This window comes from Rhodobacter capsulatus (assembly GCF_003254295.1).
Classification (GTDB): domain Bacteria; phylum Pseudomonadota; class Alphaproteobacteria; order Rhodobacterales; family Rhodobacteraceae; genus Rhodobacter; species Rhodobacter capsulatus.
On record NZ_QKZO01000011.1, the window covers coordinates 75,563 to 87,573 of the forward strand.

13 protein-coding genes are annotated in these 12,011 nt (G+C 66.6%); 9 read left to right on the plus strand and 4 right to left on the minus strand.

The features are described 5' to 3' along the window. The first annotated feature begins 29 nt into the window (after positions 1-29). The 3 genes from LY44_RS14955 to LY44_RS14965 are packed head-to-tail and all read left to right on the plus strand — an operon-like array spanning position 30 to position 1,815. A complete protein-coding gene (locus LY44_RS14955; RefSeq protein WP_111396051.1) occupies positions 30-941 on the plus strand; it encodes a tetratricopeptide repeat protein in 912 nt (303 codons plus the stop codon). A gap of 26 nt (positions 942-967) precedes the next feature. Next, entirely contained in the window at positions 968-1,606 is a 639-nt protein-coding gene (locus tag LY44_RS14960; protein WP_055209315.1) for an LON peptidase substrate-binding domain-containing protein, read from the plus strand. Further along, positions 1,603-1,815 carry a Trm112 family protein gene (locus LY44_RS14965; protein ID WP_055209175.1) on the plus strand — a complete coding sequence of 71 codons (213 nt, stop codon included), beginning with the start codon at positions 1,603-1,605 and terminating at the stop codon, positions 1,813-1,815. Before LY44_RS14960 ends, LY44_RS14965 begins: the two co-directional genes overlap by 4 nt. Here the strand turns inward: LY44_RS14965 and LY44_RS14970 are convergent. After that, on the minus strand, positions 1,812-3,038 hold the full coding sequence (locus LY44_RS14970; protein WP_055209204.1) for a UbiH/UbiF/VisC/COQ6 family ubiquinone biosynthesis hydroxylase: 1,227 nt from the start codon (positions 3,036-3,038) through the stop codon (positions 1,812-1,814). The two genes, LY44_RS14965 and LY44_RS14970, sit on opposite strands and share 4 nt — an antisense overlap. A gap of 78 nt (positions 3,039-3,116) precedes the next feature. On the opposite strand from LY44_RS14970, the gene LY44_RS14975 reads away from it, so the two are divergent. From LY44_RS14975 to LY44_RS14990, 4 genes are all read left to right on the plus strand, one after another. Beyond that, complete coding sequence (locus LY44_RS14975; protein WP_055209206.1) at positions 3,117-4,433, plus strand: amidase; 1,317 nt, start codon at positions 3,117-3,119, stop codon at positions 4,431-4,433. Positions 4,434-4,550: 117 nt separating this feature from the next. Continuing rightward, complete coding sequence (locus LY44_RS14980; RefSeq protein ID WP_055209208.1) at positions 4,551-5,729, plus strand: aminotransferase class I/II-fold pyridoxal phosphate-dependent enzyme; 1,179 nt, start codon at positions 4,551-4,553, stop codon at positions 5,727-5,729. 12 nt (positions 5,730-5,741) lie between these two features. Further along, positions 5,742-8,840: a DNA translocase FtsK gene (locus LY44_RS14985; protein WP_055209210.1), complete on the plus strand. Its 3,099-nt coding sequence runs from the start codon at positions 5,742-5,744 to the stop codon at positions 8,838-8,840. 83 nt (positions 8,841-8,923) lie between these two features. Further along, positions 8,924-9,535, plus strand: a complete 612-nt coding sequence (locus LY44_RS14990) for a LolA family protein (RefSeq protein WP_055209211.1) — start codon at positions 8,924-8,926, stop codon at positions 9,533-9,535. Positions 9,536-9,540: 5 nt separating this feature from the next. Here the strand turns inward: LY44_RS14990 and LY44_RS14995 are convergent, their stop codons facing one another. Next, the gene (locus LY44_RS14995; RefSeq protein ID WP_055209213.1) at positions 9,541-10,119 is read right to left on the minus strand and encodes a transglycosylase SLT domain-containing protein; all 579 of its coding nucleotides are present in this window, start codon (positions 10,117-10,119) and stop codon (positions 9,541-9,543) included. A gap of 188 nt (positions 10,120-10,307) precedes the next feature. Here LY44_RS14995 and hspQ point away from each other — a divergent pair, with 188 nt between their 5' ends. Further along, complete coding sequence (gene hspQ / locus LY44_RS15000; RefSeq protein WP_013069021.1) at positions 10,308-10,634, plus strand: heat shock protein HspQ; 327 nt, start codon at positions 10,308-10,310, stop codon at positions 10,632-10,634. On the opposite strand, the gene LY44_RS15005 is transcribed toward hspQ, so the two are convergent. After that, positions 10,627-11,118, minus strand: a complete 492-nt coding sequence (locus tag LY44_RS15005; RefSeq protein WP_055209215.1) for an ATP-binding protein — start codon at positions 11,116-11,118, stop codon at positions 10,627-10,629. The genes hspQ and LY44_RS15005 overlap by 8 nt on opposite strands. Beyond that, on the minus strand, positions 11,108-11,455 hold the full coding sequence (locus LY44_RS15010; protein WP_055209217.1) for an STAS domain-containing protein: 348 nt from the start codon (positions 11,453-11,455) through the stop codon (positions 11,108-11,110). Before LY44_RS15010 ends, LY44_RS15005 begins: the two co-directional genes overlap by 11 nt. Before the next feature lie 91 nt (positions 11,456-11,546). Here LY44_RS15010 and LY44_RS15015 point away from each other — a divergent pair, with 91 nt between their 5' ends. Then, positions 11,547-12,002 (plus strand): GAF domain-containing protein, encoded by a 456-nt coding sequence (locus LY44_RS15015; protein ID WP_055209218.1) that lies wholly within the window; start codon positions 11,547-11,549, stop codon positions 12,000-12,002. The last annotated feature ends 9 nt before the right edge of the window (positions 12,003-12,011 follow it).

The following is a 12,011-nucleotide window of genomic DNA, read 5'->3' on the forward strand; positions in this document are numbered from 1 at the left end:
AGGGGCAAAGATCCAAAATGAGGACCTCCATGTTCGGAACCGACACGAAACCCGCGCAAACGTTCGTCAAGGATGTCACTGAAACCACCTTCATGGCCGAGGTGGTCGATGCCTCGATGGCCGTTCCGGTCATCGTCGATTTCTGGGCGCCCTGGTGTGGCCCCTGCAAGACGCTTGGGCCGCAGCTGGAAGCCGCCGTCAACGCGCTCAAGGGGCGTGTGGTGATGGCCAAGATCAACGTCGACGAGAACCAGCGTCTGGCGCAGGTGCTGGCGCAGCAGGGCCTGCCGCTGCAATCGATCCCGACCGTCGTCGCCTTTTATCAGGGCCGCCCGGTTGACATGTTCCAGGGCGCCGTTCCCGCCTCGCAGGTCAAGGCCTTTGTCGAGAAGCTGGCCGGTCTTGCGGGCGACGGCGGCCTGGGCGAGGCCCTCGCCGCGGCGGAAGAAATGCTGGCCGAAGGCGCGGCGGTCGACGCCGCCGAGACCTTCGCCGCGATCCTGGGCGAAGAGCCCGAGAATGCCGAAGCCTACGGCGGCCTTGTGCGGGCGCATCTGGCGGCGGGCAATCTGGAGCAGGCCGAGCTGATCCTGGCGGGCGCGCCCGCGAAGATCGCGACCGCAGCTCCGGTCGAAGCCGCCCGGGCGCAGCTGGCGCTGGCGAAACAGGCCGCGAAGGCCGGGCCGCTCGATGAGCTGAAAGCGAAGCTGACCGCCGATCCGGACGACCATCAGGCCCGCTTCGATCACGCCACCGCGCTGCATGCGGCAGGTCAGGTCGAAGAGGCGGTCGAAGAGCTGCTGGAGCTGTTCCGCCGCGACCGCGACTGGAACGAGGGCGCGGCGAAGACGCAGCTTTTCACCATCTTCGACAGCCTCAAGCCCGCAGATCCGATCGCGGTCAAAGGACGGCGGCGTCTGTCGTCGATGATATTTGCCTGAACGCGGGGGCGGGCTATCTGATGCGGATGATCAAACCCAGTGACCTGCCTGCCCAGATCCCGCTCTTCCCGCTTCCGGGGGCGCTTTTGCTGCCCCGGGGGCGGCTGCCGCTCCATATCTTCGAACCGCGCTATTTGCAGATGATCGAAGACTGCATGGCGACCCCGCAACGGCTGATCGGCATGATCCAGCCCTGCAAGGGCCGCGACGGTGCGCAAAAGCTCTCCGCCATCGGCTGCGCCGGACGGCTGACCGGCTTTTCCGAAACCGAGGACGGCCGCTACATGATCACGCTTTCGGGCGTGTCGCGGTTCCGGCTGCAGCGCGAAATCGCGGGCAGCTGCCCCTATATCCGCGCCGAGATCGGCTGGACCGATTTTCCGCGCGACATCGGCAACCCCGAACATGACCCGGGTTTCGACCGCGACGGGCTTCTGGACCTGCTCGGCCGCTATCTGCACAGCCAGGGTCTTGATACCGACTGGGAGGCGCTCAAGGATGCCGAGGATGAATTCCTGATCAACGCGCTCTCGATGCTTCTGCCCTTCGAACCCGAGGACAAGCAGGCGCTTTTGGAAGCCCCCAGCCTGCCGACCCGGCGCGAAACCCTTGTGACGCTGATGGAATTCGCGCTGCACGGCAACATCGAGGAGCGGCCGCAATGACCGAAAGCCTGCCGCAGCTTGCCCCCGAGGCCGAGCGCGGCGGCTTTGACCGGCGCATGCTGGAGGCGCTGGTCTGCCCGCTGACGCAGGCGCCGCTGCAGTATGATGCGGAACGGCAGGAGCTGGTGTCAAAGGCCGCGGCGCTGGCCTTTCCGATCCGCCGCGGCATTCCGATCATGCTGGTCGACGAGGCCCGGCCGCTCGACTAGATCTGCCGCCCCTGCAGCAGTTTCGGCTGCGGACCCGAGATCCCGGCCGCCTGCCGCATGAAGCCGCGCCGCAGCGGGCCGATCGCCTGAACCAGCCCCATGCCCAGATCGCGCCCCGCCCGCAGCAGCGGATTGTCGTTCGAAAAGAGCTTGTTGACCGTGTCCATGCCGAGTGCGAGCGTGGTGGCATCAAAGCGCCGCCACAGCTGATAGCGTTCGAGCGTGTGGATCGAGCCGATATCCTCGCCCCGCCGCATCGCGCCGATCAGCACCTCGGCCAAGGCCGCGACATCGCGCAGGCCCAGGTTCAGCCCCTGACCGGCAATCGGATGCACCCCATGCGCCGCATCGCCCACCAGCGCCACCCGGTCTGCCGCATAGGCCCTGGCCAGCGTCAGGTTCAAAGGATAGCTGAAGCGCGGCCCGACAAGGCTGATCTTGCCCAGAAAATCGCCAAAGCGCGGCCGCACCAGTTCCATGAAATCATCATCCGACAGTTTCGCGATCACGGCGGCATTCGCGTCCGTCTCGCTCCAGACGATCGAGGAGCGATTGCCGGTCAGGGGCAGGATCGCCAAGGGCCCGTTCGGCATGAACAGCTGATAGGCGATGCCGTCGTGCGGTTTTTCATGCGCCAGCGCCGCGACAAGGGCGGTTTGGCCGTAGCCCCAGCCCTCGCGCCCGATCCCGGCGCGTTCGGCCACGCCCGAGCGGCGCCCGTCCGCCCCGATCAGCACCCGGCCCGAGAGGCTTTCGCCATTCGAAAGCGTCACCCGGATCGCGCCGGGCAGAACGTCTTGCGCCACGACCGAGGTTTCGGAGATCAGCGTGATGCGCGGGTTCGCCTCCATTGCGGCCAGAAAGGCGCGATACAGGAAGCGGTCCTCCAGCATGTAGCCGACCGGCTTCTGATCCAGCTCGCGGCTGTCGAAATGCAGAAAGAACGGCGCGGCCCCTTCGCCCGGGCGGCCGTCGAAGGCCTTCACATCGTTGATCGGCTGCGCCTGCGCGGCCACCGCGGGCCAGAGCCCGAGCGCGGCCAGCAATTTCTGCGACGCCAGCGCCAGCGCATAGGCGCGGCCGTCAAAGGCGTCCTCGGCGCGGCGCGTCGCGGGGGCGGCGTCGATCACGGTGACGGAAAGGCCCGCGCCCGCAAGGGCAAGGGCAAGCGCGGGGCCATTCAGACCACCGCCGGCGATGAGAACGTCGTGAACATGTGTCATGCGCCCAATATGGCGCGGGCGGCGGGATTGTCCATTGCCTGCGCGCCCGTTAGCCTGTGCAAAACGAAGGGGGTTGCGATGCTGGAACGGTTCTGGTCGGCCACCACGCAGGGGCAGGCGATGGCGGAAGGCAGGCTTGATCCTGTCGAGATGGTCGAGGCCTATCTGGACGCCGCCGCGGGGCGCAGCGATGTCTACGCCCGGCTGCCCCCCGAACGCGCCCGGTCCGAGGCGATGGCGGCGCGGACCCGGCTGCGGGACGGTCTGGCGCGCGGGCCTTTGGACGGCGTCGCGCTGAGCTGGAAGGATCTGTTCGACACGGCGGGGATCGCGACCGAGGCGGGCTCGCAGCTGCTGGCGGGCCGGGTGCCCGAAGCGGATGCCGCGGTGCTGCAGGCGGCGACGCTGATGGGCAGCGTCTGTCTGGGCAAGACCCACATGACGGAACTGGCCTTCTCCGGGCTTGGGATCAATCCGATGACTGCGACGCCGCCGAATGCGGTGACCGCGGGTCTGGCGCCGGGCGGGTCGAGTTCCGGCGCGGCGGTCTCGGTCAAACTGGGTCTGGCGGCGGCGGCGGTGGGCTCGGATACCGGCGGCTCGGTGCGGATCCCGGCGGCGTGGAATGATCTGGTCGGGTTGAAGACGACCGCGGGGCGGGTCTCGACCGCGGGCGTCGTGCCGCTTTGCAAGCGCTTCGACACGGTGGGGCCGCTGGCGCGCACGGTCGAGGATTGCGCGCTGGTTCTGGCGGCGATCGAGGGCCGCACCGCCCCCGATCTGCGCGGGGCGACGCTGTCGGGCACGCGGCTTCTGGTGCTCGACGGGCTGCCCTTTGCCTCTGCGCGCGCGGTGCCGGTGCGCGGGTTCGAAGCCGCCGTGACCCGGCTGGAAAAGGCGGGTGCAAGGATCGAACGCCGCGTGCTGCCGATGCTGGAACCGGCCATGGACCTGTCCGGCACTCTTTTCGCCCCCGAGGCTTACGGGCTCTGGGCCGAGGTGATCGAGGCCGCGCCCGAAAAGATGTATCCGGTGACCCTGCAGCGCTTTCGCGGCGGGGCCGGCATCGCCGCGGCGGATTACGTCAAGGCCTGGGATGATCTTGCGCGCTACCGGGCCGAGTGGCAGGCGGCGGTGGCGGGCTATGATGCCGTGCTTGTCCCGACCGCGCCGATCCTGCCGCCCGATGCGGCGCGTCTGCTGACCGATCCGGCCTATTTCGCCGCCGAAAACCTCCTCGCCTTGCGCAACACCCGCATCGCCAACATCTTCGGCCTGTGCGCGCTGACCCTGCCCACGGCCGAGCCGATGTGCGGGATTTCCCTGATCGGCAAGCCGATGCAGGAAGCCGCGCTCTGCCGTCTGGGCCTTGCGGCCGAGGCGGCGCTTGGCTGAAAAGTCACAATCCCGCTCGCCCAATGGCGCAGCAGATGCGCTTTTTCTGGACGTGACCCGCAAGCTTGGGTAGTTTTGCCGCAAACGGGGCGAAACGACCCCGGAGATGAGGCATAGATGGAGTTTCCCGAGCGGTTTGCGAACCTGCCCGAATATGCGTTCCCGCGGTTGCGGACGCTGCTCGACCACCTGAAACCGGGGGGCGAGCCTGTTGCCATGACCATCGGCGAGCCGCGCCACCCGATGCCCGATTTCGTCGGGCCGGTGCTGGCGCAAAGCCTGTCCGAATTCGGTCAGTATCCCGCCAATGACGGCACGCCCGCGCTTTTGGCGGCGATTTCCGGCTGGCTGGGGCGGCGTTACGGCGTCGAGGTGGCGGAAAACCGGCTGATGGTGCTGAACGGCACGCGCGAGGGGCTGTTCAACGCCGCCATTGCGCTGTGCCCCGAAACCAAGCGCGGCAAGCGCCCGGTCATTCTGGTGCCGAACCCGTTCTATCAGGTCTATGCCGTCGCCGCCGCGACCGTGGGCGCCGAGGTGGTCTTCGTTCCGGCGAGCGAGGAGACCGGCTTCCTGCCCGATTACGAAAGCCTGCCCGCCGAGATCCTCGACCGCACTACGATCGCTTATCTCTGCTCGCCCGCCAATCCGCAGGGTTCGGTCGCCGGACGCGATTATCTGGCCCGGCTGCTCGCCTTGGCGGAAAAGCATGATTTCCGGCTGTTTTCCGACGAATGCTATTCCGAGCTTTGGCGCAATGCCCCGCCGCCCGGCGCGATCGAAGTCGCCGCCGAGACCGGCACCGATCCCGAGCGGGTGGTGATCTTTCATTCGCTCTCGAAACGCTCGAACCTGCCCGGGCTGCGATCGGGCTTTTGTGCCGCCGGTCCGCAGGCGATGCAGCGCATAAGGCAGCTGCGCGCCTATGCCGGGGCGCCCTTGCCGCAGCCGATCCAGCGCGTCTCGGAACGCGCCTGGGCCGACGAGACGCATGTGGTCGAAAACCGCGCGCTTTATGCGGAAAAATATGCCGATGCCGCGGAAATCTTCAGCGGTGTCAACAGCTTCCGTCTGCCCGAGGGCGGCTTCTTCCTGTGGTTGCCGGTCGAGAACGGCGCGGAAGCGGCGGTGAAGCTTTGGACCGAAACCGGGGTGCGTGTCCTGCCGGGGGCCTATCTGGCCCGCGACGTGGACGGCGAAAACCCCGGCAAGGGCTATATCCGGGTGGCCTTGGTCGCCCCGAGAGACGAAACGCGGCGCGGGCTGATCAGGCTGCGCGACTGCCTGTTCACGTAAGGAGGGTTCAGCATGGCATCCTTTCAGGCGCGGCAACGCGAACCGCTGCTCGACCAGGACACGCAGGCCGTTCTGGAACGCCGCGGGCGGGAATTGCTGGGCGTGGTCTTTCTGGCGCTTGCAGTCATGACGACGCTGATGCTGGCCTCCTATTCGCCGGAAGATCCGAGCTGGATGGCGGTCTCGGATGCGCCGGTGCAGAACTGGCTGGGCCGGATCGGCGCGGGCATCGCCTCGCCGCTCATCGTGATCGTCGGCCGCGGCGCCTGGCTTTTGCCGATCTCGCTGGCGATCTGGGGCGGCCGACACATCCTGCACCGCGGCGAAGAGCGCGTCACCGGCCGGATGGTCTTCCTGCCGATCGCGATTGCAGTGGCGGCGGTCTATGCCGCGCTGCTGGTGCCCGGCGCCGAATGGGGCCGCGCCTATGGTCTGGGCGGGAATTTCGGCGACATGATCGCCGGATCGCTTTTGGGGCTGTCGCCAGTCGAGGGCTCGATCGGGCTGAAGCTGATGACCGTGGTGATGGCGGTGCTGACGCTTCTGATCACGCTGTTCGTCACCGGCTTCGACCGTCTGGAACTGGGCGCGCTGACCCGGTTCCTGATGCTCGGCACGGTGGCCAGCTATGCCGCGGCGATGACGGCGCTGGGCAAGGGCGCGTCGGCCTCGGTGCGGATGGCGCGCGAGGCGGCCGAGCTGGCGCGCGAACGTCGGGCCCAGGCGGCGGCGCTGGCGCAGCAGCAGGCGGCCTGGCAGGCGCAGCAGGGCTGGCAGACGGGCGCGCAATATGCGCAGCCGCAACGCTCCGATATCGTGCGGGCGGCCGTGGCCTCGCGGGTGCGCCGTCCGGTCGAGCCGGAACCGGCCTATGCCCCCTATGAAATCTATGACGCTCCCGAGGCCGAACTGGTCGAGCCGGTGCAGGCCTGGCCGATGCCCGAGTCCGAGGCGCCGTCCGAAGACCGGATCAAGGCGCGCATTCAGCATGCGGTGAAGACCCGGGCTCCCGCGCCGGTTCCTGTCGCCGCGCCGGTCGCCGCGCCGCAGATGCGCGTCGAACCCGAGCTTTATGCCCCGCGTGTCCAGGTCCAGCCCGCGCCGCAGCCCGAAGCCCCGGCCTCGGTTCTGGCGGCGGTTTCGGCGCGGCTTGCCCGCGGCCCGAAGACCCCGGCCGCGCCGCTCAAGCGTGTCGAGCCGCCGCTGCAGGCGCGTCCGCGCTACATGCCCGGCACGGCCCCCGCCGCGCCCGCCGTTGCGGCGCCGATGATGGCCGCGCCCGCGGTGACGGCCCCGCCGATGCCCGCGCCGCAGGAGCCGGACTGGTCGCAGCCGATGTCCGTGGCGCGTCAGGTCGAGGAGGCCCCGGCCGAGGACAGCTGGGAAGAAGAAGCCTTCGAGCGCAATGTCTTCTCTGATCTGGGCGAGGATCTGCCGCCGCCCGCGCCGATGCCGAAGATTTCGGCGCTGCGCGCGACCGTGGCCCCGCCCGCGCCCGAACGCCGCGTGGTGGCGCCCATGCGCAAGCCGGTGGCGCCCTCGAAACAGGCGATCGCCGAGGAACAGCCTGCCCTGCGCTTCGAGACGCCGGACAAGCCCGCCTATGAGGTGCCGCCGCTCAGCCTTCTGACCAATCCGGGCACGATCCAGCGGCACCAGCTTTCGGATGAGGCGCTGGAGGAAAACGCCCGCATGCTGGAAAGCGTGCTGGATGATTATGGCGTCAAGGGCGAGATCGTCTCGGTCCGGCCGGGTCCGGTTGTCACGATGTACGAGCTGGAACCGGCGCCGGGGCTGAAAGCCAGCCGGGTGATCGGTCTGGCCGATGACATCGCGCGCTCGATGTCGGCGCTCTCGGCGCGGGTCTCGACCGTGCCGGGCCGTTCGGTGATCGGGATCGAATTGCCCAATGCGCATCGCGAAAAGGTGGTGCTGCGCGAGATCCTTTCGGCGCGCGATTTCGGCGACAGCAACATGCGGCTGCCGCTGGCCTTGGGCAAGGACATCGCCGGTGAGGCCGTGGTGGCGAACCTGGCGAAGATGCCCCACCTGCTGATTGCGGGGACGACGGGCTCGGGGAAATCGGTGGCGATCAACACGATGATCCTGTCGCTGCTCTACAAGCTCTCACCCGAGGAATGCCGGTTGATCATGATCGACCCGAAGATGCTGGAACTGTCGGTCTATGACGGCATCCCGCATCTGCTCTCCCCGGTCGTCACCGACCCGAAAAAGGCGGTCGTGGCGCTGAAATGGGTCGTCGGCGAGATGGAAGAGCGCTATCGCCGCATGTCGAAGATGGGCGTGCGCAACATCGAGGGCTACAACGGCCGTGTCCGCGAGGCGATGGACCGCGGCGAGATGTTCAAGCGCACCGTGCAGACCGGCTTTGACGAGGACACCGGCGAGCCGGTCTTCGAGACCGAGGAATTCCAGCCCCGGCCCTTCCCCTATATCGTCGTCATCGTCGACGAGATGGCCGATCTGATGATGGTGGCAGGCAAGGAGATCGAGGCCTGTATTCAACGGCTTGCGCAGATGGCGCGGGCCTCTGGCATCCACCTGATCATGGCGACGCAGCGGCCCTCGGTCGATGTCATCACCGGCACGATCAAGGCGAACTTCCCGACCCGGATTTCCTTCCAGGTCACCTCGAAGATCGACAGCCGCACCATTCTGGGCGAGCAGGGGGCCGAGCAGCTTCTGGGCATGGGCGACATGCTTTACATGGGCAATGGCGCGCGCATCACCCGGATCCACGGGCCCTTTGTCAGCGACGAGGAAGTCGAGGAAATCGTCAGCCATCTGAAAAGCTTCGGGCCGCCCGAATACATGTCGGGCGTGGTCGAGGGGCCGGACGAGGAAGCGGCCTCGGATATCGACGCGGTGCTGGGTCTGGGCAACAGCGGCAACGATGCCGAGGATGCGCTTTACGATACCGCGGTGGCGATCGTGATCAAGGATCGCAAATGCTCGACCTCCTATATCCAGCGCAAGCTGGGCATCGGCTACAACAAGGCGGCGCGGCTTGTGGAACAGATGGAGGAGCAGGGCGTGGTGACGCCCGCCAACCATGTGGGCAAGCGCGAAATTCTGGTGCCCGAACAATAAGGGCGCAGGAACGTGATCCCGGCCCCGCGCGATGTGACCCGCGCGGGGCTTTTTCTTTTCCCGATCTGGATTAAATTGATCGCATGACCCTGACGCGTTTCGCCCCCGTGGCCGCCCTCCTGCCCGTTCTGATGCTGGCCCTTGCCGCCCCGGCCTGGGCGGAGAAGATCCCTTTGGCCCAGCTTTCGGCCTATCTGAACGGGCTGACGACGGCCGAGGCGGCTTTCACCCAGGTGAATGCCGACGGCTCGAAATCGACCGGCAAGCTTTACCTCAAGCGGCCCGGGCGGATGCGGTTCGAATACACGGATGACAAGACGCTGGTGCTGGCCTCGGGCGGGCAGGTGGCGATCTTCGATCCGAAGTCGAACCAGATTGCCGAGCAATATCCGCTCAAGCGCACGCCGTTGAACCTGATCCTGGCCGACCGGATCGATCTTGCCCAGGCGCGGATGGTGGTCGGCCACGAGGCGGAGGGGGCGAATACCGCCGTGGTGGCGCAGGATCCGCAAAACCCGGAATACGGCACGATCCGGCTGGTGTTTTCGGCCAATCCGGTCACGCTGCGGCGCTGGGTGATCACCGACGATGCCGGGGCGAAGACGGTGGTGATCCTCGATCAGCTGAAGCCCGGGGTCGATCCGGGCTCGCTGATGTTTTCGATCGTCGCCGAGACCGAGGCCCGCAAGAACTGACCCTCTCAGCCGCCACAGCGGCTGAGTTGGGCGCGATACATCTCGGCGCGGGCGGCGACCTTGTCGGCGACGGCCAGAAGCCAGCCCTTGTCGTTGTAGCTGCCCTTCGCATAGCCGGTGCGGCCCTCGTGATAGGCGAGATACTGGTCCCGGGCGTTCCATTTCGAAATCCCGAGCCGGTCGGCCGAGCCGTCCATGTACCAGCCCATGAAATCGGTGGCGTCGGAGATCCGGGTCCGTTTCGCGCCCCAGGAATTGGTGTCGCGCCTGTAGTCTTCCCAGGTCGAATCAAGCGCCTGGCTGAAGCCATAGGCCGAGCTTTGCCGCCCGATCGGGATCACCCCCAGCGCGTAGCGATGCGGGGTCTTGGCATTGGGGATGAACTTGGATTCCTGATGGATCGTCGCCATCTGCACATGCACCGGCACCCCCCAGCGCTTTTCCGCGCGACGCATCGCCTTGAAATAGGCGGGCTTTTCGCGCGCCAGCAGGCAGGCGTTGTCAAGATTGCGCGGCGCTTTTCCGCCGCCGCCGCCACAGGAGGCGACGGCCACGAGAACGGCCAACATAAGGAATTTTTTCATGTCTGCTCTGCCCGCTCGGCTTTGTTTTGCGACAGTTTAGGGAATTTCGCCCCGCAACGAAAGCAAAACCGTGTCGCGAAGCCGTGAGCACTGTTGGGCGCGAGTCCACAGATTGTTTCCGCGCCCCGGGCGGGGCGGTGATGGACAGGAAACGCCGGAAGGTTTAAAAATGATGATCGGGGGTTACCATGCAGACGACGCTTGCCAAATATCACATCGGTCAGATCGTCCGACATCGCAAACACCCGTTCCGCGGGGTTGTCTTCGACGTGGATGCGATGTTTTCCAACACCGACGCCTGGTACGAGGCGATCCCGGAAGAGAGCCGCCCCGCCAAGGATCAGCCCTTTTATCATCTGCTGGCCGAAAACGATCAGACCTATTACGTCGCCTATGTGTCGGAACAGAACCTTCTGCCCGACAATTCCGGCGAGCCGATCGACCACCCCGATCTGAGCGACCTGTTCGGGGATTTCGAAGACGGGCGTTACCCGTTGCAGTTCCAGCTCAACTGATCGAACCCGGTTTCAACGGCAGCCGGAACGCCAGCAGGTTGCGGCCGTTTTCGCGGTGATAGCCCAGCTCCTCGACCAGATCGCGGATCAGGAACCAGCCGAAGCCGCCTTCGGGCAGGGTATCGGGCGCGGGGCGCAGCGAATCGTCGATGCCGAGGTCAAGGCAGGAATGCGGCAGTTCCACCCCGTCATCGCTGATCGAGCAGCTCAGCCCGCGGTGATCGCGCACCAGCGACAGCGTGATCGTGCCATTCCCGGTGTCGCCATAGCCATGTTCGACGATGTTGTTCAGCACTTCGGCCAGAACCAGCTCCAGCGTGCCGGCCTCGTCTTGCGACAATTGCCGCAGGAACCGGGCCAGCGCGGTGCGCAGGGCGAAACGGACCGAAAGCGGATCGGCCGCGAAGGAATGGTGAAAGATCTTCGGCTCGGGCCTTGGCGCCTCGGTCGGGCTGCGGCCTGGTTGGGGACGATCAGCCAACATGGCGCAGCCCCGCCCGCAGAGCCGCCTCGACATCCTCGTGCATGACGAAGACGGTATCCATCCGTGTCAGCCGGAACACCCGTTCGACATTCGCCGTCAGCCCCGCCAACTCCAGCCGCCGGTCCGGGGTCAGCGATTTCATCACCGCCACCACCGCGCCCAGCCCGGAGCTGTCCAGAAATTCCACCTGCGACATGTCCAGCACCACCCGTCCGCCGGGTTGGCTGGTCACTTCCCGCATCCGCTCCTTGAACCGGATGGCGATGGCGGCATCGAGACGTTCCTCGTTCACCGAAACGACCAGCGCGCCCCCGCGTGATTCCGCATAAAGATTCATCTTGCCTCTCCGGCCCCGAAAGATTTGGTTCAGACTAAGGGCGAAAGCTTACCAATCCGTATCCGACGGAAAGAATGATGAAGGAAGACCGATGACCTTTGACCCCGCGGTGCTGGCCCGCACCATCGCCGCCCTGACGGAAGGCGAGACCGACGAGGTGGCGCTGATGGCCACGCTCGCCTGCGAGATCCACCATGCCGACGACCGCTTCGACTGGACCGGCTTTTACCGCGTCACCGAACCCGGCGTGCTGAAGATCGGGCCGTATCAGGGCGGACACGGATGTCTGGTGATCCCGTTCACGCGCGGCGTCTGCGGCGCGGCGGCGCGCGAGGGCCGCACCCGGCTTGTCCCCGATGTCGAGGCCTTTCCGGGCCATATCGCCTGTTCCTCCTCGACCCGGTCGGAACTGGTGATCCCGGTCTTCGGCGCGGGCGGGCGGCTCATCGGCGTGCTCGATATCGACAGCGATCAGCCCGACGCCTTCACCGAGGCCGATGCAAGGGCGCTGGAAGCGATCCTCGCCGATGTCTTCGGCACGCTCTGAGGCTTGACG